23 protein-coding genes are annotated in these 25,218 nt (G+C 63.8%); 7 read left to right on the top strand and 16 right to left on the bottom strand.

The genetic code is table 11. The features are described 5' to 3' along the window. Window positions 1–57 precede the first annotated feature (57 nt). The 6 genes from fabG to ACPEE1_RS06625 all read right to left on the bottom strand — a co-directional run bounded on the left by fabG (window position 58) and on the right by ACPEE1_RS06625 (window position 4,873). The gene (gene fabG / locus ACPEE1_RS06650) at window positions 58–804 is read right to left on the bottom strand and encodes a 3-oxoacyl-ACP reductase FabG (RefSeq protein ID WP_116927551.1); all 747 of its coding nucleotides are present in this window, start codon (window positions 802–804) and stop codon (window positions 58–60) included. Further along, window positions 801–1,745, bottom strand: coding sequence for an ACP S-malonyltransferase (gene fabD, locus ACPEE1_RS06645; protein ID WP_116927550.1), 945 nt, complete (start codon window positions 1,743–1,745; stop codon window positions 801–803). The genes fabG and fabD overlap by 4 nt, the downstream gene beginning before the upstream one ends. Before the next feature lie 64 nt (window positions 1,746–1,809). Beyond that, the gene (locus ACPEE1_RS06640; RefSeq protein ID WP_182343195.1) at window positions 1,810–2,790 is read right to left on the bottom strand and encodes a beta-ketoacyl-ACP synthase III; all 981 of its coding nucleotides are present in this window, start codon (window positions 2,788–2,790) and stop codon (window positions 1,810–1,812) included. A gap of 5 nt (window positions 2,791–2,795) precedes the next feature. Continuing rightward, on the bottom strand, window positions 2,796–3,848 hold the full coding sequence (gene plsX / locus ACPEE1_RS06635) for a phosphate acyltransferase PlsX (protein ID WP_116927548.1): 1,053 nt from the start codon (window positions 3,846–3,848) through the stop codon (window positions 2,796–2,798). A 129-nt stretch (window positions 3,849–3,977) separates the two neighbouring features. Then, window positions 3,978–4,160: a 50S ribosomal protein L32 gene (gene rpmF / locus ACPEE1_RS06630; RefSeq protein WP_021027949.1), complete on the bottom strand. Its 183-nt coding sequence runs from the start codon at window positions 4,158–4,160 to the stop codon at window positions 3,978–3,980. A 155-nt stretch (window positions 4,161–4,315) separates the two neighbouring features. Beyond that, complete coding sequence (locus ACPEE1_RS06625; protein ID WP_116927547.1) at window positions 4,316–4,873, bottom strand: YceD family protein; 558 nt, start codon at window positions 4,871–4,873, stop codon at window positions 4,316–4,318. 26 nt (window positions 4,874–4,899) lie between these two features. Here ACPEE1_RS06625 and ACPEE1_RS06620 point away from each other — a divergent pair, with 26 nt between their 5' ends. Together ACPEE1_RS06620 and ACPEE1_RS06615 are read left to right on the top strand one after the other, a co-directional pair. Further along, window positions 4,900–5,496 (top strand): Maf family nucleotide pyrophosphatase, encoded by a 597-nt coding sequence (locus ACPEE1_RS06620; protein WP_116927546.1) that lies wholly within the window; start codon window positions 4,900–4,902, stop codon window positions 5,494–5,496. Further along, the gene (locus ACPEE1_RS06615) at window positions 5,493–6,275 is read left to right on the top strand and encodes an SAM-dependent methyltransferase (RefSeq protein ID WP_182343197.1); all 783 of its coding nucleotides are present in this window, start codon (window positions 5,493–5,495) and stop codon (window positions 6,273–6,275) included. Before ACPEE1_RS06620 ends, ACPEE1_RS06615 begins: the two co-directional genes overlap by 4 nt. Before the next feature lie 87 nt (window positions 6,276–6,362). Here the strand turns inward: ACPEE1_RS06615 and ACPEE1_RS06610 are convergent, their stop codons facing one another. Genes ACPEE1_RS06610 through ACPEE1_RS06595 form a run of 4 tightly spaced genes read right to left on the bottom strand, consistent with a single transcriptional unit; the run spans window position 6,363 to window position 9,546 of the window. After that, the gene (locus ACPEE1_RS06610) at window positions 6,363–7,397 is read right to left on the bottom strand and encodes a S49 family peptidase (RefSeq protein ID WP_116927544.1); all 1,035 of its coding nucleotides are present in this window, start codon (window positions 7,395–7,397) and stop codon (window positions 6,363–6,365) included. 1 nt (window position 7,398) lies between these two features. Beyond that, window positions 7,399–7,776: a Rieske (2Fe-2S) protein gene (locus ACPEE1_RS06605; RefSeq protein WP_021027944.1), complete on the bottom strand. Its 378-nt coding sequence runs from the start codon at window positions 7,774–7,776 to the stop codon at window positions 7,399–7,401. A gap of 60 nt (window positions 7,777–7,836) precedes the next feature. Then, a complete protein-coding gene (locus tag ACPEE1_RS06600; RefSeq protein WP_116927543.1) occupies window positions 7,837–8,493 on the bottom strand; it encodes an HAD-IA family hydrolase in 657 nt (218 codons plus the stop codon). 21 nt (window positions 8,494–8,514) lie between these two features. After that, complete coding sequence (locus ACPEE1_RS06595; RefSeq protein ID WP_116927542.1) at window positions 8,515–9,546, bottom strand: RluA family pseudouridine synthase; 1,032 nt, start codon at window positions 9,544–9,546, stop codon at window positions 8,515–8,517. A 588-nt stretch (window positions 9,547–10,134) separates the two neighbouring features. Here ACPEE1_RS06595 and ACPEE1_RS06590 point away from each other — a divergent pair. From ACPEE1_RS06590 to queF, 4 genes are all read left to right on the top strand, one after another. After that, window positions 10,135–13,209: an Rne/Rng family ribonuclease gene (locus ACPEE1_RS06590; protein WP_423935624.1), complete on the top strand. Its 3,075-nt coding sequence runs from the start codon at window positions 10,135–10,137 to the stop codon at window positions 13,207–13,209. 64 nt (window positions 13,210–13,273) lie between these two features. Further along, on the top strand, window positions 13,274–14,050 hold the full coding sequence (gene yaaA, locus ACPEE1_RS06585) for a peroxide stress protein YaaA (protein ID WP_182343201.1): 777 nt from the start codon (window positions 13,274–13,276) through the stop codon (window positions 14,048–14,050). 38 nt (window positions 14,051–14,088) lie between these two features. Next, window positions 14,089–14,970, top strand: a complete 882-nt coding sequence (locus ACPEE1_RS06580; RefSeq protein ID WP_232539419.1) for a 2OG-Fe(II) oxygenase — start codon at window positions 14,089–14,091, stop codon at window positions 14,968–14,970. A gap of 55 nt (window positions 14,971–15,025) precedes the next feature. Beyond that, window positions 15,026–15,883 (top strand): NADPH-dependent 7-cyano-7-deazaguanine reductase QueF, encoded by an 858-nt coding sequence (gene queF / locus ACPEE1_RS06575; protein WP_182343205.1) that lies wholly within the window; start codon window positions 15,026–15,028, stop codon window positions 15,881–15,883. Here the strand turns inward: queF and ACPEE1_RS06570 are convergent, their stop codons facing one another. From ACPEE1_RS06570 to ACPEE1_RS06555, 4 genes are all read right to left on the bottom strand, one after another. Further along, the gene (locus ACPEE1_RS06570) at window positions 15,884–17,125 is read right to left on the bottom strand and encodes a Y-family DNA polymerase (protein ID WP_116927538.1); all 1,242 of its coding nucleotides are present in this window, start codon (window positions 17,123–17,125) and stop codon (window positions 15,884–15,886) included. It abuts the gene before it with no gap. Between the two features lie 156 nt (window positions 17,126–17,281). Further along, window positions 17,282–18,625 (bottom strand): MFS family transporter, encoded by a 1,344-nt coding sequence (locus ACPEE1_RS06565; protein ID WP_116927537.1) that lies wholly within the window; start codon window positions 18,623–18,625, stop codon window positions 17,282–17,284. A 103-nt stretch (window positions 18,626–18,728) separates the two neighbouring features. Further along, window positions 18,729–19,640, bottom strand: coding sequence for a DMT family transporter (locus ACPEE1_RS06560; RefSeq protein WP_260720195.1), 912 nt, complete (start codon window positions 19,638–19,640; stop codon window positions 18,729–18,731). 143 nt (window positions 19,641–19,783) lie between these two features. Next, on the bottom strand, window positions 19,784–20,953 hold the full coding sequence (locus ACPEE1_RS06555; RefSeq protein WP_116927535.1) for an alpha-hydroxy acid oxidase: 1,170 nt from the start codon (window positions 20,951–20,953) through the stop codon (window positions 19,784–19,786). A gap of 275 nt (window positions 20,954–21,228) precedes the next feature. Between ACPEE1_RS06555 and ACPEE1_RS06550 the strand changes: the two genes are divergently transcribed. Continuing rightward, a complete protein-coding gene (locus ACPEE1_RS06550) occupies window positions 21,229–22,890 on the top strand; it encodes an L-lactate permease (RefSeq protein WP_116927568.1) in 1,662 nt (553 codons plus the stop codon). Between the two features lie 46 nt (window positions 22,891–22,936). On the opposite strand, the gene ACPEE1_RS06545 is transcribed toward ACPEE1_RS06550, so the two are convergent. Next, entirely contained in the window at window positions 22,937–23,572 is a 636-nt protein-coding gene (locus ACPEE1_RS06545) for a YbhB/YbcL family Raf kinase inhibitor-like protein (protein ID WP_423935620.1), read from the bottom strand. A 294-nt stretch (window positions 23,573–23,866) separates the two neighbouring features. Then, on the bottom strand, window positions 23,867–25,168 hold the full coding sequence (locus tag ACPEE1_RS06540) for an NCS2 family permease (protein ID WP_116927533.1): 1,302 nt from the start codon (window positions 25,166–25,168) through the stop codon (window positions 23,867–23,869). Window positions 25,169–25,218: the final 50 nt, after the last annotated feature.

The raw sequence follows: 25,218 nt of genomic DNA, 5'->3' as shown, positions 1-25,218 counted from the left end.
GCAATACCTGAGTGCAACTTGCCGTCGCGAGGAAACGGCATTCAACTTTCGTCAAATCTACATATACATGCCGCCATTGACATGCAACTCCTGCCCGGTCACATAACCGGCGCCATCTGAGGCCAAATAGACCACAGCGTTGGCAATGTCTTGCGGCTGTCCCAGCTTGCCCAAGGCAATCTGCGACTGCAGTGCTTTCTTCTGCTCTTCGGGCAACTGGGCCGTCATATCGGTCTCGATAAAACCAGGCGCCACGCAGTTGACTGTGATGCCACGGCTGCCCAACTCCTTGGCCAGCGAGCGCGTCATACCTGCCACACCCGCCTTGGCGGCCGCGTAGTTGGCCTGACCGGCATTGCCCGATGCACCCACCACACTGGTGATGCTGATGATACGGCCAAAACGCTGCTTCATCATCGGACGGATGGCAGCGCGGCTGGCGCCGAACACGGCCTTCAGATTGGTGCCCAGCACGGCATCCCAGTCCTCGTCCTTCATGCGCATGGCCAGCGTGTCGCGGGTGATGCCGGCGTTGTTGACCAGCACATGCAAGCCGCCCTGGGTCTTGACCAGGCTGTCGATCAGCGCTTCGACGGCGGCGCCATTGTTCACATCCAGCGCCACACCACGCGAGCCGGCAAAGGCCGACAGCGCTTGCGAGATCTTGGCAGCGCCGTCTTCGGTCGTTGCCGTGCCGATCACTTGGTAGCCGGCAGCGCCGAGCGCCTGGGCAATGGCTGCGCCAATACCGCGCGATGCGCCGGTAACCAGGGCGACTTTGGCTGTTGAAGTGGTTTCAGTCATGCGATGGCTTCTTTGGTTTCTTGCAAAGTGGCGGGGTCATACAGAGCCACACCGACGAGTTCAGGGTCGATGCGCTTGGTCATGCCGGTGAGCACCTTGCCCGGGCCGCACTCGACCAGGTGGGTCGCGCCCAGCGCACGCAGGCGCTGCACGCACTCCACCCAGCGCACGGGGCCAAAGGCCTGGCGGTAGAGCGCATCACGGATCGCATCGGCATCGGTAGGCATCGCCACATCGATGTTGTTGAGCACCGGAATCTGGGGCGCGGCCAGTTGCAGCTCTGCCAGTGCCAGCTTGAGCTTTTCAGCGGCGGGCTTCATCAGGCTGGAATGGAAAGGCGCAGACACGGGCAGCGGCAGCGCGCGCTTGGCACCGGCTTCCTTCACGGCCAGGCTGGCCGCTTCCACCGCAGCCTTGGAGCCGGCGATAACCGTCTGGCCAGGGTCGTTGAAGTTCACTGCCTCGACCACTTCGGCGCCGCCCAGCTGGGCCGTCACCTGGGCGCACACGGCCTTGACCTTGTCCGCATCCAGGCCCAGCACTGCCGCCATGGCGCCAGCACCCACAGGCACGGCCTCTTGCATGGCAGCACCCCGCAGGCGCACCAGCGGCGCGGCCTGGCTCAGGGTCAGCACACCGGCAGCCACCAGCGCGGAATACTCGCCCAGCGAGTGGCCTGCAACCGCTATCGGCATGGGGCCGCCTTCGGCTTGCCAGACACGCCATGCGGCCACGCCAGCGACCAGCATCACCGGTTGGGTATTGGCGGTCAGCGCCAGCGTTTCTTTGGGGCCGTTCTGGATCAGCGCGCCCAGGTCTTCACCCAGCGCATCCGAGGCCTCTTGCAGCGCCTGAACCACTGCGGGGTGGCCACCCCAGGCATCGAGCATGCCCACAGACTGCGAGCCTTGGCCCGGAAATACAAATGCAAAAGCGCTCATGTCTCGGTTCAATCAGTTTTTATCAATCAGCGGATGACAGCGGTCTCGGCAACGCCGAGCCATGCTACATCGTGAGCAGCACGGCACCCCAGGTGAAGCCACCGCCCACGCCTTCGAGCATCACATTCTGCCCGGGCTTGACCTGGCCGCTGCGCACGGCGTGGTCTAGCGCCAGCGGGATCGAGGCCGCCGAGGTGTTGCCATGCTGGTCGACGGTAACGACCACCTTCTCCGGCGCGAGCTTGAGCTTGCGCGCCGTGCTCATCATGATGCGCAGGTTGGCCTGGTGCGGAATCAGCCAATCGATATCGGCTTCCTGCATCTTGGCCTTTTCGAGCGCGGCGCGTGCGGCCTTGTCCAGCACACCGACGGCGAGCTTGAACACCGCCTGGCCATCCATGCGCAGCAGCGGCGAGCCAATCACCTGGCCACCCGAGACATTGCCCGGCACGCACAGAATGTCGACATGGCTGCCATCGGCATGCAGCTCGGTGGCCAGGATGCCGGGCTTGTCAGACGCTTCCAGCACCACAGCGCCGGCGCCATCGCCAAACAGCACGCAGGTCGTGCGGTCATTGAAGTCGAGAATGCGGCTGAACACCTCGGCACCCACCACCAGCACGCGCTTGGCGCTGCCGGACTTGATCATCGAGTCCGCCACCGTCAGTGCGTAGACAAAACCGCTGCACACCGCCTGCATGTCAAACACCGGGCAGCCATTGGCAATGCCCAGCTTGTGCTGCAGGATCGCGGCGGTCGAGGGGAACACCATGTCCGGCGTCGAGGTCGCGACAATGATCAGGTCGATATCGCTGGCCTGGATACTGGCGGCCTGGAGCGCGTTCTTCGACGCCTCCAGCGCCAGATCGCTGGCTACGACATCGGGCGCTGCAAAATGGCGCGCCTTGATACCGGTGCGCTCCACAATCCACTCGTCGGAGGTTTCCAGACCGCGCGTGGCCATCTCAGCGGCCAACTCATCATTGGTGACACGACGTGGCGGCAAATAGCTGCCAGTGCCGATAATGCGGGAATAAATACTCATCGAATTCAGGTAGGAGACGTCACGGTTTTGGCAGCAGCATTGCTGTCTGCCGACATCAGCAGGGGCGCTGCCGTCTGAATCTTGGTCTGCACACGCCCCAGCAAATCATTGCGGGCGGCATCATAGGCGCGCCGCAAGGCATGCTCATACGCCACCGCGTCGGCCGAGCCATGGCTTTTGAAAACCAGGCCGCGCAATCCGAGCAATGCAGCCCCATTGTAGCGGCGGTGGTCCACCCGCTTCATCAAGCGCGCCAGCACCGGGTAAGCGATCACTGCGGCGATCTTCGTGAGCAGGTTGCGTTTGAACTCTTGTTTGAGCCCGTTGCTGATCATGCTGGCCACGCCTTCGCTGGCCTTGAGCGCGACATTGCCGACAAAGCCATCACAGGTCACGATATCAACCGTGCCCTTGAAGATGTCATTGCCTTCGACATTGCCGTAAAAATTGAGGTAACCCGACTGGCCAGCGGTGCGCAGCAGCTCGCCGGCGCGCTTAATGACCTCGCTGCCCTTGATGGCTTCTTCACCAATATTGAGCAGGCCAACGGTGGGGTTTTCTTTGTTTTCCAGGGCGCTGACCAAGGCCGAGCCCATGACGGCGAACTGCAGCAGATGCTCTGCACTGCAATCCACATTGGCGCCCAGGTCCAGCACCGTGGTGGCGCCGCCCTTGGCGTGGGGAAGTTGGGTGGCGATAGCCGGGCGGTCAATGCCCTCCAGCGTCTTGAGCACATAACGGGCAATGGCCATCAGCGCCCCGGTATTGCCCGCCGACACGGCTGCCAGTGCGGCGCCCGACTTCACCTGGCTGATGGCAACCCGCATCGAAGAATCCTTCTTCTTGCGCAGCGCCACTTCCACCGGGTCATCCATAGTGACCACTTCGCTTGCAGGCACGATGGTGGCACGCTCGTGCTGAAAAGACTGCAATGCCTCAGCCTGCCCGACCATCAACAGATGGGCATCAGGGTGGCTATCCAAAAACTTCTTGCATGCGGGTAGCGTGACACGGATACCTGCGTCCCCACCCATGCAATCCACGGCCAGTGTGATCATTCGTTCGGTAATTCTTTGACGTTGTTCGCACCGAGTTCCAGCTCGGCGCGCAGCGCGCCGCAAACTGGCAAGAAATAAAAAAGGCCCGCGCTACTATGTAGCTGCGGGCCTTTTTTATACAGCTATGGCTTAGGCTTCCGACTTGTTCTTCAGCACTTGGCGGCCACGGTAGAAACCGTTGGGGCTGATGTGGTGACGCATATGGGTTTCACCGGTGGTGGGTTCCACAGCGATGCCAGGCACGTTCAGTGCGTTGTGCGAACGGTGCATGCCGCGCTTGGAAGGGGATTTCTTGTTTTGTTGAACAGCCATGATGGCTCCTGAGTCTTGAAAGGGTTGGTGACATGGCCTGCGCAATCACAAACGCATGCCCGAAATTTACGCGACTAGCCCATTAAAGACACGAGGGATTCGCGCGAAGCCTCAAATTATAGCAAAGATCGCAAGCAGGCTTCAAGCCACCCGAACTAGGATTGGGTTTTATCAATGCGCAGCGATGCCAGCGCCGCGAAGGGATTGGCTTTTTCCGCAGGGCGGTCGTCAAAATCCTGGGTGGCGGACTCCAGCTTCACATCGACGGGGCAGACTTCGTGCATGGGCACCATGGGCAGTGCCATCAGCAACTCATCCTCGATCAGCTCCAGCGCATCAATCTGGGGCGCCAGGACCAGCACATCCTCTTCGCTCTCGTCATCGAGCGCTGCCGCCGTGGCCTCGTCCTTCACAAAGCGAAAGGAGCGGCTGCTTTCCACCGCCACATCCACCGGGCGCATGCAGCGCTGGCACTGCAGCTGCACCTGGGTTTCGGCATGCAGATGCAGCCAGGCCTGGCCTGGGCCGCCGGTCGATTCCACCCATTCACCATCGAGCACCCAGCGCACGGGCTCGGCGGCAGCGGCCTCGCCGCGCTGGTCTTCGGCCAGCAAGCGGGCCAGCTGCCCCAGGGGCAGCTCGCCTTCCAGCGCCGCGTTTTGGTGGGCAAAAGCCTTGATCTCAAGGCGATTGACAGAAAATTCCTTTGTCATGCGCGCCAGTGTAAGAGAATCTGGGCATGTCTGAATCCCTGATGCCCCGCGCCCTTGTACTGGGCTCCACCTCCCGCTACCGGCGAGAGCTTCTGTCGCGCTTTCGCCTGCCCTTCGAGACCGCCTCGCCCGATGTGGATGAAACCCCACAGCCCGGCGAAAGCCCCGCCGCGCTGGCGCTGCGCCTGGCGCTGGCCAAGGCCCATGCGGTGGCCGCCCAGTACCCCGATGCCATCGTGATTGGCTCGGACCAGGTGGCCGACCTGCACGGCCAGCCGCTGGGCAAGCCGATGGTGCATGACAAAGCCGTGGAGCAGTTGCGCGCGATGAGCGGGCAAAGCATGCAGTTCCACACCGCCGTGGCCGTGGTCTGCCAGGCCACTGGCTTTGCGCAGGCCGATACCGCCGTGGTGCGCACGGTGTTCCGCCCGCTCGAAGACGCTGAGATCGAGCGTTATCTGGTGGCAGAAACACCCTATGACTGCGCCGGCAGCGCCAAGAGCGAAGGCCTGGGCATCACCCTGCTCGACGCCATCGAGAGCGACGACCCCACCGCCTTGATCGGCCTGCCCCTGATCCGCACAGCCCGTTTGCTGCGCGCTGCCGGATTGGTGTTGCCATGAACCAACAAACAACCAAAGGGCGCCTGTTCCTGGTGCCGACCCCCCTCGATTTTGGCTGCGCCACCGAGGCGCCGCTGACCGATGTGCTGCCGCTGCACACCGTGCAAGCCGCCGCCCGCATCACCCACTGGATCTGCGAGAACGCCAAAAGCTGCCGCGCCTTTCTCAAGCGTGTGGATGCGGTGGCGCCCCTGGCGCTGCCGCTGCAGCAGCAAAACATTGCCGAGCTGCCGCGCGAAGCCCATAAAAAAGGCGACCACCACCCGCAGACCAGCGCTGGGAGCGATAGCAGCAGCCTGATTGCCGCTGCGCTGCAAGGCCATGATATGGGCCTGGTGAGCGAAGCGGGCATGCCCGCGATTGCCGACCCCGGCAGCTCGGTGGTGCGCGCCGCCCATGACGCAGGCATCGACGTGGTTCCGCTGGTTGGCCCCACCTCGCTGCTGCTGGCACTGGCCGCCAGCGGCCTCAATGGCCAGAACTTTGCGTTTGTCGGCTATGTGCCCAGCGACGCCTCCGATCGCAGCGCCCGCCTGCGTGAGCTCGAGCAACTGGCGCTGCGCCAGGGCCAGACCCAGATCTTCATCGAGACGCCCTACCGCAACCAGGCGCTGCTGGGTGCGCTGCTGCAAACCCTGCAGCCCAACACGCGCCTGTCCATCTCCAGCGGACTGACCCTGGAGAGCGCCAATACGCAAAGCCGCCTGGTCAAGCAGTGGAAGCCACTCAACACCAGCCTGGACAACCGCACGCCCATGGTGTTTGCCATTGGCCGCTAAGCCCCGTTAATGGCTGCAGCCGTTGCGGCACGCCCATGAAAAAAGCGGTGCCTCGGCACCGCTTTGTCATTCAAGCCTTGAAGGCTGTCAGCGCACGCTGGGCAGCAGCGACATCGAGCGCAGGGTGCCGACCGCGCCCGCGCCGACCGAGGCACCAAAACGCTTGGCAAAGCGCTCGGCCACATTGTCGCGGCGCGTGTAGTCCACCACCTCTTCGGCACCCACGACATCGCGGGCCACCTGGTCGAGGCTGCCCAGGCCATCGGCCAGGCCCAGCTTCACGGCCTCCTGGCCCGTCCAGAACAGGCCGCTGAAGGTGTCCTCGGTTTCCTTCAAACGGTCACCCCGGCCCTGGCGCACGACCTGGATGAACTGCTGGTGAATCTGGCTCAGCATCTGCTGCGCATAGGCCTTTTGCTTGTCATTCATGGGGCTGAATGGATCGAGCATGCCCTTGTTGGCGCCAGCGGTGAGCAAGCGGCGCTCCACGCCCAGCTTTTCCATCGTGCCGGTAAAACCAAAACCATCCATCAGCACGCCAATGCTGCCGACGATGCTGGCCTTGTCGACATAGATGCTGTCAGCCGCAGAGGCAATGTAATACGCGGCAGAGGCGCAGGACTCCTCGACCACCGCATACATCGGCTTCTTGTACTGGGCCTTGAGGCGCACGATCTCGTCATTGATCATGCCCGCCTGCACGGGGCTGCCACCGGGCGAGTTGATCAGCAGCACCACGGCCTTGGCGCCGTCATCCTCAAAAGCGGTGCGCAGGGCCGCAATCACAAATTCGGCACTGGCGTCCGCGCCGGAGGCGATCTCCCCCTTGAGCTCGACCACAGCCGTGTGCTCGGTCGAGGTCTTGGCGGCCGATCCGTCCGAGCCAAACAGGTAGCTGACAAACGCAACCACCAAGCCCAGCCAGACCAGGCGAAAGAAAATCTTCCAGCGGCGCGCTGCGCGCTGCTCCTTGAGCGTGTCAAAGGCCAGGCGCTCCAGCACCGAGCGCTCCCAGCCCGGGCTGGGTGCTGCGGCAGCGGCAGGCGCCGCTGCGGCCGTCTGCCCCCACAGGTCGGGCGCCGGCGGCGGATTGTGCTGAGGGTTGTTGTCCATGGGGTTCATCTTAAAAATCAAGAGGTTGGAGACGGTTATCCGTGTGCCAATAGACCACGCCATCACTCTCACTCAGCGCAACCTTGACCAAACCGCCACGACAGGGACCGCCGGCACAGGCTCCAGTATCGGGCACATAGGCGGCGCCATGGGTGGCGCAGAGCAACCAATTACCTGTGTCGTCGAAAAACCGCCCCGGCTGGTAGTCCATCTCCATCGCCACATGGGTGCATCGGTTCAGATAGGCATGGACTCCCGCGTGGTAGCGGATGGCAAAGGCCTGGCAGGTCTGACCGGCATAGACCACATCAAAGGCCACCGCGCGCCCACCGTGCAGCAGCGCATCGCTCTGGCACAAGGCAATCATCTGCGCCGGTACTTCCGCCATCACCGCACCTGTTCACCGAGGTTCATCTGACTGTACATACAGACAGTAATTGCACCATAGCTAGGCATGATCCGCCATCCACTGTTGCAGTTCAGCAACGGTATGGGCCACATACAAGGGGTTGAAGGCCTCAAAACCCACATGGTGGTGGGCGCCGTAGCTCACTCCCACGCTGGCGCAGCCGGCATTGACGGCCATTTGCAGGTCATGCGTGGTGTCGCCCACCATCAGCAGACGCTCGGGCGCCACATCCAGCTCGGCCATCAGCTCCTGCAGCATCAGCGGATGGGGCTTGCCAGCCGTCTCGTCCGAGGTGCGCGTCGCATGGAAGCGCCCCTTGAGCAAGGTCGTATCCAGCACACGGTCCAGCCCCCGGCGGTTCTTGCCGGTGGCAATGGCCAGCAGGTGGCCGCTGGCGGTCAGCTGGTCGAGCAGCTCCAGCACGCCGTCAAACAAGGTCACCTGCTCCTGGCGCTTGAGGAAATGCAGCCGGTAGCGGTTGGTCAGCGCCACCATCTGGTCCTCCGGCACATCGGGCGCGGCATGGCGCAGCGCGCTTTGCAGGCTCATGCCGATCACATACTTGGCATCCGCCAGGCTGGGCACCGTGCCACCCACATCCCGCACCGCATCCTGGATCGATAGCGCAATGGCCGCGGTCGAGTCAAACAGGGTGCCATCCCAGTCAAAGGCAATCAGGTCAAATTGGCGGGCCATGGGGTTCTCTTTCTATATCTGTCACAAAACTGATCCATCGGCCGCCGAGGCCGCCGCCACAAAGTCTGCCAGCTCCAGCGGCAGCTCGGCGCCCAGTTGCACGCGCTCTGCCGTCTGCGGGTGGTTGAACTGCAGGCGCCAGGCGTGCAGGAACATGCGCTTGAGGCCATGTTTGGCCAGGCGCTTGTTCAGATCGAAGTCGCCATATTTCTCATCGCCGGCAATCGCATGGCCGCTGCTGGCCAGGTGCACGCGGATCTGGTGGGTGCGGCCGGTCTTGATGGTCACCTCCAGCAGGCTCATCGCTGGCAGGCCCAGCTGGTGCCGGGCCGCAAACACCTGTTGCACCTTGACCAGCGAGACCGAGCGCATGCCCTCGGGGTCATCGGCCGTGGTGGCGCGCACGCGGCGCTCGCCATCGGGCAGCAGGTATTTGCGCAGGGGGGTGTCGATCACCTTCTTGTTGGCCGTCCATTCGCCGATGACCAGCGCCAGGTAGGTCTTGCCGGTCTCCCGCTCGCGGAACTGGTCCTGCAGATGGGTCAGCGCCGAGCGCTTCTTGGCCACCAGCAGGATGCCCGAGGTTTCGCGGTCGAGCCGGTGCACCAGCTCCAGAAAGCGGGCATCGGGGTGGGCGCGGCGCAGCTGCTCGATCACGCCAAAGCTGACGCCCGAGCCCCCATGCACGGCCACGCCTGCGGGTTTGTTGATCGCCAGCATGACATCGTCATCGAGCAACAAGGGAAACTCCCTAGCTGGCACCGCGCGCTCGGCTTCGTCCGGTTTTGCTGCGACGCGCACCGGCGGAATCCGCACCACATCGCCGGGCTGGACGCGAGTGTCCGCTGTCGCGCGGCCCTTGTTGATACGGACTTCACCCTGGCGGATGATGCGGTAGACATGGGTCTTGGGTACGCCCTTGAGGTGGCGCATCAGAAAATTGTCCAGGCGCTGGCCTGCGTCGTCGGGGTGGACCTCGACCAGCCTTACAGCCACTGGGGGTGCTTGTGGACTACGGGGCTCGCCCGGTTTGCCCCCTATAATATGTTTCACCTGCGCGATAGAGTTATTGGTTTACCGGTGAGCAGTTTAATTCACCCACCAGTACCCGCACAGGCCGGTCGATGTCTGGCTGATCGCCTTGCCGCCCCACCTGCATACCAAAAGATTGCGCAGGGGACGCCAAGTGAATCAGGCGGACAGACACATTGAAACAACGAAAAAACAGATTTTTGGCGACAGCTGTCGCAAAGGCCTGCAACCAGGCCCCGCCCAGCTGATCGTCTTCACACCAAACATGTTGATTTTGTGGGCTTGGATGGCAACTCTCTGGCACAGCAGCAGCTGTGCGCCAGTGCGTCTTGCTGTGCCCGCTGTGCGCATGTTCTCAGGGCAAATATCCCAGCCGGAGGCAGCCCAGCGCTGGCTGGCTGCTTATTTACATGCCCTCTCCCGCGTGCCTAGATCCCCTGTGCTGACATAAGTATTACCAGCAAACATGACACGCTCTGTGAATTCTTTCGTTTCTCTGCGTCTGTCCCGGCATCTGTGGCTCCAGTAAGAGCCTGTTTATTGTTGGGATTGGAGACAGGTGCCTGACTGACAAAGGCAGCCTGTCCCGCATTACGAAGGACGCGCATCATGAAACGGATGCTGATCAACGCCACGCAAGCTGAAGAGCGCCGCCTCGCCATTGTTGATGGCCAAAAGCTGCTGGACTACGAAATTGAAATCGAAGGCCGCGAACAACGCAAAGGCAATATCTACAAAGCCGTTGTTACCCGGGTCGAGCCCTCCCTGGAAGCCTGCTTTGTCGACTACGGCGAAGACCGCCACGGCTTTCTGCCCTTCAAGGAAATCTCCAAGCAGTATTTCGCCGAAGGCGTCTCCCCCAGCCAGGCCCGCATCAATGATGTGATCAAGGAAGGCCAGGAGCTGATCGTTCAGGTCGAGAAGGAAGAGCGTGGCAACAAGGGCGCGGCCCTGACCACCTTCATCTCGCTGGCAGGTCGCTATGTGGTGCTGATGCCCAACAACCCCCGGGGTGGTGGTGTCTCGCGCCGCATCGAGGGCGACGAGCGCGCCGAGCTCAAGGAGGCCATGGACCAGCTCGAATACCCCAAGGGCATGTCCATCATCGCGCGCACGGCCGGCATTGGCCGCAGCGCGCCTGAGCTGCAATGGGACCTGAACTACCTGCTCAAGCTCTGGGGCGCCATCGACGGCGCAGCCAAGTCGGGCAAGGGCGCCTTCCTGATCTACCAGGAATCGAGCCTGGTGATCCGTGCGATCCGCGACTATTTCCACAATGACATCGGCGACATCCTGATCGACACCGATGACATTTATGAACAAGCCCAGCAGTTCATGGCCCATGTGATGCCTGAGCACGCTGCCCGCGTCAAGCGCTACCGCGATGACGCGCCGCTGTTCAGCCGCTTCCAGATCGAGCACCAGATCGAGTCGGCCTACTCGCGCACCGTGACGCTGCCATCGGGCGGCGCCATCGTGATCGACCACACCGAAGCGCTGGTCTCCATCGACGTGAACTCGGCCCGCGCCATCAAGGGCGGTGATATCGAGGAAACCGCCACCCGCACCAACCTGGAAGCCGCTGACGAAGTGGCCCGCCAGATGCGCCTGCGCGACCTGGGTGGCCTGATCGTGATCGACTTCATCGACATGGAAGAGTCGAAGAACCGCCGCGATGTGGAAAGCCGCCTGCGTGACGCGCTGCGCCAGGACCGCGCCCGCGTGCAGTTCGGCACCATCAGCAAGTTCGGCCTGATGGAGATGAGCCGCCAGCGCCTCAAGCCGGCGCTGAGCGAAGGCGCCCACATCAACTGCCCACGCTGCGGCGGCTCCGGCCACATCCGCGATGCGGAAAGCTCGGCGCTGCAGATCCTGCGCATCATCCAGGAAGAGTCGATGAAGGACAACACGGCAGCGGTGAACTGCCAGGTGCCTGTCGAAGTCGCCTCCTTCCTGCTCAACGAAAAGCGCACCGAAATCCAGAAGATCGAGCTCAAGCAGCGCGTGTCCGTCACCATGGTGCCCAACAAGGCACTGGAGACCCCGCACTACAAGCTCGAGCGCATGAAGCACGACGACCCGCGTCTGGACTCGATGGAAGCGAGCTACAAGCTGGCCGACCCCGAAGAGGAAAGCCTGGGCTTTACCCGCCGCTCGCAAGAGCCGACCAACAAGCAGACCCCCGTCATCAAGGGCGTGCTGCCCGATGCACCGGCACCGATTGCCGAGCCACGCCCGGCGCCCGCTGCCCGTACGGCCAGCCCGCACAACGGCAAGCCCGCTGGCACCCCCGCCGCAGCGCCTGCTGCCGCACCGGTGGCTGCCCCGCAAAAGGGCTTCTTCGCCTGGCTCAAGCGCTTTTTCGGCATGGCCCCTGAGCCCGCACCAGCGCCCGTGCCTGCACCCGCAGCAGCACCTGCTGGCGAGGCCCGCCGTGAAAACCGCGATGGCCGCAACGCCAACAACCGTGGCGGCCGGGGTGACCGTGCAGAGCGCGGCGACCGCGGTGAGCGCAAGGATGGCAACCGCCCCGCCCGTGGCGAGCGCGCCGAAGGCGAACAACGCGGCGAGCGCAATGGCCGCGGCAACAACGGCGCAGCCGATGGCAGCCGCAGCCCCCGTGGTGGCGACCAGGAAGGCCGCAACCGCCGTGGTGAGCGCGGTGACCGCCAGGAGCGCAACCGCCGTGACGACGCCCCGCTGAACCCGCAAGCCGGCGACAACGCCGCAGCCAATGGCGAGCGCCAGGAACGCGCACCCCGCCCCGAGCGCGCTCCCCGCGAGCCGCGTGAAGGCCGCCGTGACCGTGGTGCTGAACGTGGTGAGCGCCAGGACCGCCGCAACAACGGTGACGAGGCGGCCCAGCCCCTCAACGCCGTGGCACCGGCGCCGATCAACGCCGATGCGGTGATTGCCTCGCTGCCATCGCTGGACCTGGAGACCGGCAACCAGACGGCCCCAGCCGCCGATGCAGATGGCGCAACGCCTGAGCGCCGTGAGCGCCGCTCGCGTGACCGCTATGGCCGCGACCGCCGCAACCGTGGTGAGCGCGAGCGCAATGGCCGCGACGAGCAGGCCGAAGGCGACAACGCCGCCGCCGACTCGGGCTTTGGCGCCGATGTCGTCCCGGCCTCCTCCAGCGTGTCGCAAGATGGCGACGAGGCACCCCGCCGCAGCTACTTCAACGCAGCGCCTGCCGCGGCATCGGCAGATACCCCGGCGCCTGCGGTGGCCGATGGGACAGCAGCTCCTGCGCCTGTGGCCCAGGGCGAGGTACCGGTTGCCGCTCAGCAAGCTGCTCCCGCAGTGGCTCCAGCAGCCCCCGCAGTGTCTGATGCGCCTGCTGCACCTGTGGCGCCTGTCGCAGCAGCACCGGTCGCCGCCCCAGCCCCTGCGCCTGCCGCTGCAGCGCCTGCCAAGGCCGGTCTGCCAGCGATTGCCAGCTACGCGCTGCCCCTGGATGCACTGCACCAGATCGCCAGCACCGCAGGTCTGCAATGGATCAACTCCGATGCCGACAAGATCGCAGCCGTGCAAGCGGCCATTGCGGCCGAGCCCAAGCCCGTGCATGTCCCGCGTGAGCGCCAGCCCGTGGTGCAGATCGACCAGGGCCCGCTGATCCTTGTCGAGACGCGCAAGGATCTGACCGACCTGGTGCTGCCTTTTGAGCGCGAATCCGCTTAAAAAGCGCTGACCCCGCAACCCTCAGGCCGGAGCGATCCGGCCTGTTTCATTGATGGAGCCCCTGATGCTGTTTCTGCTCTCGCCCGCCAAATCTCTGGACTATGAAACCCCGCTGCCTGCGGGCCTCGCCAGCACGCAGCCCCAGTTCATTCCCCAGTCCAAGGCCTTGATCGCAGTGCTGCGCACGCAGTCGCCCCAGCAGATTGCCAGCCTGATGGACATCAGCGACAAGCTCGCTGCGCTGAATGTGGCCCGCTATGAGGCCTGGTCGCCCAAATTCAGCAGCAAGAACGCGCGCCAGGCCATCATGGCTTTCAACGGCGATGTCTACGACGGCCTGCAGGCCCCCACCTTGAGCGCCAAGCAGCTCGACTGGGCGCAGTCCCACCTGTGCATGCTCAGCGGCCTCTACGGCGTGCTGCGCCCGCTCGACCTGATGCAGCCCTACCGGCTGGAGATGGGCACGCGCCTGGCGACCGACCAGGGCAGCAACCTCTACCACTTCTGGGGCACGCAGATCGCCGACTACCTCAATGCGCAGCAGGCGGACGAAGACAAGCCCGTGGTCGTCAACCTGGCCTCGCAGGAGTACTTCAAATCGGTCGACCGCAAGGTGCTGCGCGCCCGCGTCATCGACTGCAGCTTTGAAGACTACAAGAACGGCCAGTACAAGATCATCAGCTTCTTTGCCAAGAAGGCACGCGGCCTGATGGCGCGCTACGCCATCGAGCACCAGACCAAGACGCCGGCGGCCTTGAAGAAGTTCAGCACCGCCGGTTATGCCTTCGCGCCCGAGGCCTCGAGTGAAGACCATTTCGTGTTCAGGCGCAAAGTCGATTGATGCGACTTTGATGCACAATGGGCCGCGAAAGGAATCTGATGACAGCCTCGCAACCCCTCACCCCGGAACTGCGCGCCTGGATCATTGATCAGGCCAGCGCCGGCGTCAGCGCCGACCGCGTCTTCAAAGCCATGTGCGATGCCGGCTGGAACGCCGATGTCGCCGAGTCCGCGATGGAATCGGTGCTGACCGAGCACCTCGCGCAGTTGCAGGCGAGCAAGGACACCGCCGCTGCGGCGGCCTCCCTGCCAGCTGCCCTGTCCCGTCCCCTGCCCGAGCCCAACCTGGGCCAATCGCCCTCCACCATCGATGTCGGTGACCGCGAGGTCAGCGTGTTGCTGGCCCTGCAGCACCCGCGCGTCGTCGTATTCGGCAATCTGCTGTCCGACGAGGAGTGCGACGCCATCATCGCTGCGGCCGAGCCGCGCATGCAGCGCTCGCTGACCGTTGAGACCCAGACCGGTGGCGAAGAAGTCAATGCCGACCGCACCAGCGACGGCATGTTCTTCCAGCGCGAGGAGACGCCCGCCGTCGCCGCGCTGGAGCGCCGCATCGCCAAGCTGGTCAACTGGCCGGAAAACCATGGCGAGGGCCTGCAGGTGCTGCACTACCGGCCTGGCGCCGAGTACAAGCCGCACTACGACTATTTCGACCCGACCCAGCCGGGCACGCCGACGATTTTGAAGCGTGGCGGCCAGCGCCTGGCCACCTTGGTGATCTACCTGAACAACCCGCAAGCCGGCGGCGGCACCAGCTTCCCCGATGTGGGGCTGGAAGTGGCGCCGCGCCGCGGCAATGCGGTGTTCTTCAGCTACCCCGCGCCCGACCCCGCAACCAAAAGCCTGCATGGCGGCTCACCGGTGATTGCCGGCGAGAAATGGATCGCCACCAAGTGGTTGCGCGAGGGCGAATTCAAGTAAACCGCTGCCGCCGCCGGGCCCCCGCGCCGGCAGCGGCCGCTTTTTGTTCCACAGCATGACCGTCTCCCCTTCGCCCGAGCAATCGCCCCTGGGCCAGCGCTCCGCATACATCGACCAGTACGACCCCACCCTGCTCTTTCCGCTGCCGCGCCAGGCCAAGCGCGACGAGATTGGCCTGCAAGCCGACAAGCTGCCCTTTTTTGGCGCCGACCTGTGGACGGCCTATGAGGTCTCCTGGCTCAACCTGCGCGGCAAGCCCCAGGTGGCCCTGGTGAGCTTCACCATCCCTTGCGAGACGCCCAATATCGTCGAGAGCAAGTCCTTCAAGCTCTACCTCAACAGCTTCAACAACAGCCGCTTTGGCTCAGTCGATGAGGTACGCGCCAAGCTGCTCGCCGATATCAGCGAAGCCGTATGGCGCGGCGCGCCCTACCAGGCCTCCGTCGGCGTGCAGATGATCGACCCGGAGGTGTTCGACACCCTGCCGCTGCAAGAGCTCGACGGCCTGAACCTGGACCGGCTGGACATCGACTGCGAGCACTACCAGCCCCAACCCCAGCTGCTGCGCGCCGCCTTTGATGAGGCGCCTGTCACCGAGACGCTCAGCAGCCGCCTGCTCAAGAGCAACTGCCTGGTCACCGGCCAGCCCGACTGGGGCAGCGTGCGCATCAGCTATACCGGCCCGGCGATCGACCAGGAACGCCTGCTGCAGTACATCGTGAGCTTTCGCAACCACAACGAATTCCATGAGCAGTGTGTCGAGCGCATGTTTGTCGATATCTGGAAGCACTGCAAGCCGATCCGCCTGACGGTCTATGCCCGTTACACGCGCCGGGGAGGCCTGGACATCAACCCGCTGCGCACCAGCCAGCCGATGGCCCTGCCGGCCAATATCCGCACCGCACGCCAGTAATCAGTCCAGATCGCCGAACAGCGGCAAGGTGTAGGGGTCGGCCTTGTGCTCGGCTATGGCCGGGCGGCTTTGGGCCTGGCGCAATGCCTGGCGCATGGCCTGCCAGTCGCCCACCAAGCCTTGCGCCAAGGCCTGCTCCAGCGGCAGCAGCCCACCCACCCGCACCCCCAGGAGCCGCAGGCGCTGGTCCAATGGCGCGCGCTTCAAGCACTGGCCCGCCGCATGCCGGATGGCAGCGGCATCCTGGGTGTAGAGCGGCAGGCTGTGGTCGCGCGTGGCGATGCGAAAGTCCGGGTAGCGCAGCTTGATGCCAATCGTGCGCCCCACATAGCCTTTGCGCTGCAGGTCAGCCGCCACCATCTGGCACAGCTCGGTAAAGATCGCGCCGAGCTCGGCCTTGTCGCGCACCGCATGCAGGTCGCGGTCAAACGTGGTCTCGCGGCTCATCGATACCGGCTCGCTCTCGGTCACCACGGGCCGGCTGTCCCGCCCCCAGCTCGATGCATGCAGCCAGGCGCCGTAGCTGCGGCCAAAGTGTGCCACCAACCAGGGCAGGTCCTTGGCGGCCAGATCGCCCAATGTGTTAATGCCCAGTGCCTGCAGCTTGGCATCGGCCTTGGGGCCCACGCCATTGATCTTGCGGCAGGCCAGCGGCCAGATCATCGTTTGCAGATCGCTCTCGAGCACAATGGACACGCCATTGGGCTTGTTGAATTCGCTGGCCATCTTGGCCAGCTGCTTGTTGGGGGCCACCCCGACCGAGCAGGTCAGCCCGGTGGCCGCATGAATGGCCGCCTGCATGCGCAACGCCAGGCTGCGGCCATGGTCTTCCTGGCCGCCTTCGACATGGGTGAAGTCGATATAGACCTCGTCCACGCCCCGGTCCTCCATCTGAGGCGCCATCGCGGTGATGATGGCCTTGAACTGGCGCGAGAAATGCCGGTAGCGCGCAAAGTCCACCGGCAGCAGAATAGCCTGCGGGCAGAGCTTGGCCGCCTTCATCATGCCCATGGCCGAGCCCACGCCAAAGGCGCGCGCCGGGTAGGTGGCCGTCGTGATCACGCCCCGGCCCACATAGTCTTTGAGCTGAGGAAAGGCCTCGGGCGGGATCTCGTCCAGGCGCTCGCCATAGCGCGCTTTCAGCGCCTCATCTTCTGCCCGGCGGCCCCCGCCGATGATGACGGGCAGCCCCTTGAGCTGCGGGTAGCGCAGCAGCTCGGCCGAGGCATAGAAGGCATCCATGTCCAGATGCGCAATGCGGCGGCGCGGCGGCAGAACAACAGGCGATGGCGAGGGGGAGGAGCACACCCGGCTATTGTCTCCCAGCGCGGCGCGGCTTGCAGCCGCCAGTCGCGCAAAACCGGCAGCGGAGGCTGCCGAGCCGGCTGCTGCGGGCGGTCAGTGGTCGTGGTGCAAATAGGCGGCCTGCTTGGGCAGGCGCAGGCTGAACAAAAAGGCAATCACCATCATCACCGACACATACCAGAAGAAGGCATTTTCATGGCCGGCGTTCTTCAGCGCCAGCGCGACAAACTCGGCCGAGCCACCAAAAATGGCATTGGCCACCGCATAGGCCAGGCCCACGCCCAGCGCGCGCACCTCGGGCGGAAACATCTCCGCTTTGACGATGCCCGAGATCGAGGTGTAGAAGCTCACAATCGCCAGCGCCACCAGGATCAGCAGGCCAGCCGTGACCGGCGACGAGGCCTGGTGCATGGTGGTCAGAATCGGCACGGTGCCCAGCGCACCCAGCGCACCAAACAGCATCATGCTGGTGCGCCGGCCAATGCGGTCGGACAGCGCGCCAAACAGCGGCTGCATGCACATGTACACAAACAGGCACACGGTCATCACGTAACTGGCGGTCTTGATCGGCAGGCCCACGCTGTTGACCAGGTACTTCTGCATATAGGTGGTGAAGGTGTAGAAGATCAGCGAGCCGCCGGCCGTATAGCCCAGCACGGTGACAAAGGCGCGCCAGTGGTGCTTGAACAAGTTGGCCAGGGTGCCGGTTTCCTTGTTCTGCATCGCCTCGGTGGACTGGGTTTCATGCAGAGTCCGGCGCAGCAGCATGGCCACAACGGCCGCCGCAGCGCCCACTACAAATGGAATGCGCCAGCCCCAGGCACGCAGCTCGGCGTCCGTCAGTACCGCTTCCAAAATCACAATCAGCAGCACGGCCAGCAGCTGGCCGCCGATCAGGGTCACATACTGGAACGACGAGAAAAAGCCGCGCTGGCCCTTGAGCGCCACTTCGCTCATATAGGTGGCTGTCGTGCCATATTCACCGCCCACCGACAGGCCCTGGAACAAGCGGCACATCAGCAGCAAAAACGGCGCCCATGCCCCAATCTGCGCATAGGTGGGCAGGCAGGCAATCACCAGGGAGCCGGCGCACATCATGGTCACCGAGATCAGCATCGACTTCTTGCGGCCGTACTTGTCGGCAATGCGGCCAAACAGCCAGCCGCCGATGGGGCGCATCAAAAAGCCGGCGGCAAACACCCCGGCGGTGTTGAGCAGCTGTACGGTGGGATCACCCTTAGGGAAGAAGGCGGCGGCAAAGTAGATGGCCGAGAACGCATAGACATAGAAGTCAAACCATTCGACCAGGTTGCCCGACGAGGCCGCCATGATAGAGAAAATGCGGTGGCGCTTTTCTTCAGGGCTGTAATGGGGAGGGGTATTGGCCGAAGTCTGGGCGGCCGATGGCCCAGATCCTGGCACGGAGGGTGTTGTCATTGGAATGGTCCCGTGTAGCAATGCAGACCATGATGCGCCGCCTGCGAGACCCTCTGATGTCAGACGGGCGCTGAATTTCCACCGCCCGCACCCACCCCATTGGCTAAAGCTGGGTGCAGATCACCACAATACCGACCAGCATCAGCGCAATGCCCCATTTCTCATTGCGGCGCAGCTGCTCCTTGAGCACCCGGCGCGAGACCAGGTAGCTGAACACCACCTCGACCATGCCCAGGGTGCGTACCGACGCGGCGCTTTGCAGCGCGTACGCGCTGAACCAGGCGAGCGACGCCGCACTGCCCATGCAGCCCGCCAACAGCGACACGCGCCAGGCCTGGGCAATGCGGACCAGCACGCTGCGGTCACGCCAGACAAACCAGGCGCCCATCGCCAAGGTCTGCATGCACTGCGCAATGAACACGCCCCAGGCGCCCGACAGCAGCGCGCTGGGCGCATTGAGCGCCAGCGCCGCACCGCGAAAGCCCACTGTCGCAATCGCAAAGCAGGCGCCGCAGATCAGGCCATACATCGCAGCCTTGCTGCGCCAGTCGAGCTTGGCGCCGATCTGGCGCGGCGGCAAGGACAGCAGCGCCACGCCAATGGTGGCAATGGCCATCGCTGCCAGCGCCCAGTAGGTGGGCAGCTCGCCCAGAAAGACCGCGCCAAACAGCGCCACCTGCAGCACCTCGGTCTTGGACAGCGTGACGGCGACGGCAAAATTGCGCTGCTGCATCGCCAGCAGCAAGGCGCCAGTGGCGGCGATCTGGAAGAACGCGCCCAGCGCCAGCCAGCCAAAATAGGCGCCAGTCCAATGCGCAATCTCAGGCGCCTTGGCGGGCAAGGTGTAGAGCAGCACCAGCGCCAGCGCAGCCAGCGGCAGGCCGTAGAGAAAACGCACCAAGGTGGCGGGCCAGGTGCCCAGATCGCGGGTCAGCGAGCGCTGCGCCGCATTGCGCGCCGTCTGCGCGATGGCGGCAAACACCACCAGCGCCATCCACCAACCACCCCATTGCATTCCCGCTCCGTCAGCCATTACCGCATCCACTTCATCACAAGGCCACCGATGGTAGGCCATCGGCGCTACCCGTGCGCCTGCATTTGGCGATGCGAGCCTGCGGCATCAAGAGGGGCCAGCACGCTGCCTGCCCCCTGCTCCGCTCAATAAGGCTGGGGATAGGTGCCGGGCACCAGAATGCGCGGGTCCACATTGTTGATGTTGGTGTGGCCGCAAAAGGCCATCGACACATCGAGCTCCTTGTGGATGATCTGCAGCGCGCGCGTCACGCCCTCTTGGCCATAAGCGCCCAGGCCGTACAGAAAGCTGCGGCCGATCAACGTGCCCTGGGCGCCCAGCGCGCGGGCCTTGAGGACATCCTGGCCACTGCGGATGCCGCTGTCCAGCCAGACCTCGATGTCCTTGCCGGCAGCCTGCACGATGGACGGCAGCGCATCAATCGTCGCAGGCGCGCCATCGAGCTGGCGGCCGCCATGGTTGCTGACGATCAGTGCATCGGCCCCGGTCTCGGCAGCCAGCCGCGCATCCTCGGCCTCCATGATGCCCTTGAGGATCAGCTTGCCACCCCAGCGCTTCTTGATCCACTCCACATCGCCCCAGTTCAGGCAGGGGTCGAACTGGTCGGCCGTCCACGACGACAGCGAGCTCACATCGGCCACGCCATCGACATGGCCGACGATATTGCCAAAAGTGCGGCGCTTGGTGCCCAGCATGCCCATGCACCAGCGCGGCTTGGTCGCCAGGTTGATGAGGTTCTTGATCGTCGGCTTGGGCGGTGTGGACAGGCCGTTCTTGATGTCCTTGTGGCGCTGGCCCAGGATCTGCAGGTCCAGCGTTAGCTGCAGCGCCGAGCAATTGGCCGCCTTGGCGCGGTCGATCAGGCGCTCCATAAAGCCCCGGTCGCGCATCACATAGAGCTGGAACCAGAAGGGGTGGCGGCCCGTGTGCTCGGCCACATCTTCGAGCGAGCAGATGCTCATCGTCGACAAGGTGAACGGGATGCCAAAGGCCTTGGCCGCGCGGGCCGCCAGGATTTCGCCATCGGCATGCTGCATGCCCGTGAGGCCCGTGGGCGCAATGGCCACGGGCATGCTGACCTCTTGCCCCACCATGGTGCTGCGCGTGCTGCGCCCTTCCATATTGACTGCCACGCGCTGGCGCAACTTGATCTTGTGGAAGGCTGCCTCGTTGTCGCGGTAGGTGCCCTGGGTGTAGGAGCCCGAGTCCGCATAGTCGTAAAACATCCGCGGCACACGCTTTTCAGCCAGGACGCGCAAATCTTCAATACATGTGATCTTGGATAAATCAGCCACAAATCTTCCTTGTTATCAAGCCACTGCAGCGGCGCTGGTGGCCAGGCCCCTGTGTAACCCGCTGTGCCCGGCGTCCTTGTCACGCAGGCGGCAAACCCCACACCTTCGTTACAAGAGCTAGGGGTTTTACAGGACTACGGGCAGACAGCTAGGCCGACATTATGTCGATGTTCTATCCATCCAGGTGTTTTTGGCATAACAGCAGTGCATAGCCATCCTGGTGGTGCATGGCCTCCGGCCGCGCGCTTGCGCTGCGCTACAACGAGGAGTCAGGCATGGTTTGGCAACAGATCTACAACCCGGTGGGCAATATGGTGCTCTCCACCTTGCTGGCGGCGCTGCCGGTGGTGGTGATGCTCGTAGGGCTGGGTTTTCTCCACCTCAAGGCACATATTGCGGCCGGCGCCGGCCTGGTCTGCGCACTGCTCATAGCGATCGTCGTCTATGGCATGCCGGCCGATATGGCGGGCCGCGCAGCGGTCTTTGGCGGTTTGACCGGACTGCTGCCCATTGGCTGGATCGTGCTGAACATCATCTTTTTGCACCAGCTGACGGAGCACAACGGCAGCTTCAAGATCCTCCAGGACTCGATTGCCGGAATCACCGAGGATCGGCGCATCCAGCTGCTGCTGATCGCCTTTGCCTTTGGCGCCTTTTTTGAAGGTGCGGCAGGCTTTGGCACGCCAGTCGCAGTCACGGCGGCGATCCTGATCGGCCTGGGTTTTTCGCCGCTGGCCGCCTCGGGCCTGTCGCTGATTGCCAATACCGCGCCCGTCGCCTTTGGCGCGCTGGGCACGCCGGTGATCACCTTGGCCAAGGTCCATGGCTATGACCTGATGGAGGTCACCGCGATGGTGGGCCGCCAGCTGCCCTTCTTCTCGGTGCTGGTTCCGTTCTGGCTGATCTGGGCCTTTGCAGGCCGCAAGGCCATGGTGGAGATCTGGCCGGCCATCCTCGTTACCGGCCTGTCGTTTGCGATTCCGCAGTATCTCGTGTCCAACTTCATCGGCCCGGAGTTGGTTGACATCATTGCCGCCATCGTCTCCATGGGCTGCCTGATCGGATTTCTGCGCGTGTGGCAGCCCAAGAACATCTGGCGCAGCACCTCGCTCAAGAGCCGCGACACCAGCGAAGACAGCACGGCCAAGCCGCGCGCCGTGGTGGCCCATGCCCGCGCCGATGTGATCCGCGCCTGGACGCCCTGGGCCATCCTGACGGTGTTTGTGTTCATCTGGGGCCTGCCCTCGGTCAAGGCCGCGCTCAACGGCCTGTTTGCGCCATCCTTCCCGATGACGGGGCTGCACAACATGATCGAGAAGGTGCCACCCGTCGTGCCTCAGCCCACCAAGGAAGGCGCGGTCTATGTACTCAACCTGCTGTCAGCCACCGGCACCGGCATTCTGCTGTCGGCCATCGTCGGCGGCCTGGTGATGAGGTACAGCCCGCTGGCCCTCATCAAGCAGTTCTTCAAGACGATCTGGCTGGTACGCTTTTCGCTGCTGACCATTGTGCTGATGCTGGCGCTGGGCACCCTCACCCGCTACTCCGGCACCGACACCACCTTGGGCCTGGCCTTTGCCAACACCGGCGTGTTCTACCCCTTCTTTGGCACGATGATGGGCTGGCTGGGCGTGGCGCTGACGGGTTCGGACACGGCATCCAACGTGCTGTTTGGCGGCATGCAGAAGGTCGCTGCCGAGCAGCTGGGCCTGTCACCCAACCTGATGGGCGCGGCCAACAGCTCGGGCGGCGTGATGGGCAAGATGATCGATGCGCAGTCCATCGTCGTGGCTTCCACTGCCACGCGCTGGTTCAACCATGAGGGCGACATCCTGCGCTATGTGTTCTTCCACTCGGTGGCGCTCGCCACCTTGGTGGGCATCTTTGTCACCTTGCAGGCCTATGTCTACCCCTTCACCTTGATGGTGGTGAAGTAAGCACCACGGGGCTCCCAGAGGAGCCCCGCTCATCGCATCCCAGTTGTTAAACAGCAGGGACCGCAGGGTTCAGGCTGTACAAGCCGGTAATGCTGGCCTGGCCCAGCACCGGGGCCCTGGCCAGCGCGGCGCGCACATTGGCACCCGTCAGTGCACCGTCGACTGACAAGCTGGGCGTGGCCAGCGCATAGACCGTGAACACATAGTGGTGCACCAGGCTGTCGTTCCAGGGTGGGCAGGGGCCGTCATAGCCGTAGTACTCGCCTTGCATCTGCGCATCGGCGGCAAACCAGCCGGTGTAGTCGTTGATGCCATGGCGCAGGCCCTGGGGCGCAGCGGGGCCCGGCTTGCCATGGGCGGTGATGCCGTCTGACTGTGCACCGGCGGCGATCTCGGTGGTGCCCACTGGAATGTCCAGCAGCAACCAGTGGAAGAAATCGACCCGGGGCAGATCGGCCGGCACCGTGCGGCCTTCCTGGTTCACATCATCGCCCCGGCTGGGCACATCGGGATCATGGCAGACGATGACAAAGGACTGCGTGCCGGCGGGCACATCGCGCCAGGCCAGGTGCGGATTGCGGTTGGACGACAGCAAGACATGGGCTGTCGCATCGCGCACGGCAAAAGCGAACTCGCCAGGAATGGCCTGGCCGTCTTGAAAGCTATGGCTGCTGAGCTGCATCTGATAAATCCTTTGCGGGTATGAAAAAAGCCAAAGGGCCTCGACCGGGGTCAGGGCACTTTGGCAAATTCTAGGGATCTTCTGTAAAACCCTCGCCAAGCGGGATGGATGCGGATCGGGATGAGACGCAAGGCGTCTTTTGCAGTCAATAGCCGTAGCTATTGACAAGGAAGACAACGCAGCGGATCGCCCGAGACCGCGTTCAGACCACGGCAGGGAGTTTTGCAGAGGATCCCCGCGGGCTGCTGCGCAGCTGTCAGTCATCCCCCTCCCGCAAACCGATAGGGCCAGGCCTCAATGCCCGCCGATATAGGCAAACTTGAACAGGAACAACGCCGCAATAATCCAGACCATCCAGTGCACCTCGCGGGCGCGGCCGGTGAACAGCTTGATGGCCGCATAGGAGATAAAGCCAAAGGCCAGGCCGTTGGCGATCGAGTAGGTGAAGGGCATCATCACCGCAGTGATGGCAGCGGGAATGGCCTCGGTCGTATCGGCCCAGTCCACCTCGGTCAGCTCTTTGAGCATCAGGCAGGCGACGAACAGCAGCGCAGGAGCAGTGGCATAAGCGGGTACCGAGCCAGCCAAAGGCGCAATGAACAAGCAGGCCAGGAACAGCACCGCCACGGTGACAGCGGTCAGGCCTGTGCGGCCACCGGCCTGCACACCCGAGGCGCTCTCGACATAGGCGGTGGCGCTGGACGTGCCCAGCAGCGAGCCGGCAAAGATCGCACCACTGTCGGCCAGCAGCGAGCGGTGAAAGCGCTCCATCTTGCCGGGCACCAGGAGGCCGGCGCGCTTGGCCACGCCCATCAGGGTGCCGGTGGCATCAAACAGCTCGACCAGAAAAAACACCAGCACCACATTCAGAAAGCCGCTGGACAGCGCGGTCTTGATATCGAGCTGCAGGAAGGTGGGCGCGATCGATGGCGGTGCCGAGAACACGCCCTGGAACTGGTTGCCGCCAAAGATGAAAGAGGCCACGGTGACGGCCAGAATGCCGATCAGGATGGCGCCGGGCACGCGCAGCCGGTCGAGCACCACGATCAGGAAAAAGCCCAGCGTGAACAGGATCACCGACGGCGAATGCAGATCACCCAAGGTCACCAAGGTGGCCTTGGATTCGACCACCACCCCGGCACTCTTGAGCGCAATCAGCGCCAGAAAGAGCCCGATACCGACGGTGATGGCCACGCGGATCGAAGCCGGTATGCCGTTGATGATCTGGTCGCGTATGCGAAAGATGGTCACCAGCAAGAACAGGCACCCCGAGACAAACACCGCCCCCAGCGCCGCCTGCCAGGTGTAGCCCATGCCCAGCACCACCACATAGGCAAAGTAGGCGTTCAGCCCCATGCCGGGCGCCACCGCAATCGGGTAGTTGGCATACAGCCCCATCAGCACCGAGCCCAGCGCCGCAATCAGGCAGGTGGCGACAAACACCGCGCCCTTGGGCATGCCCGCATCCCCCAGGATGGAGGGGTTGACGAACATGATGTAGGCCATCGTCAAAAAGGTGGTGATCCCCGCCAGCACCTCGGTCCGCACCGTTGTGCCGTGCTCTCCCAGCTTGAAATAATTGTCCAGCGCGCTCATGGCTGCTCCTCGTGGTTATGCATCGTTAATGGGAAGCTGATTCGTATCGA

It is taken from the genome of Comamonas sp. 23, assembly GCF_049601575.1.
GTDB classification, from domain to species: domain Bacteria; phylum Pseudomonadota; class Gammaproteobacteria; order Burkholderiales; family Burkholderiaceae_C; genus Comamonas; species Comamonas squillarum.
The sequence above is the reverse complement of the archived record's forward strand: the minus strand, read 5'-3'. Positions and strand labels throughout refer to the sequence as shown.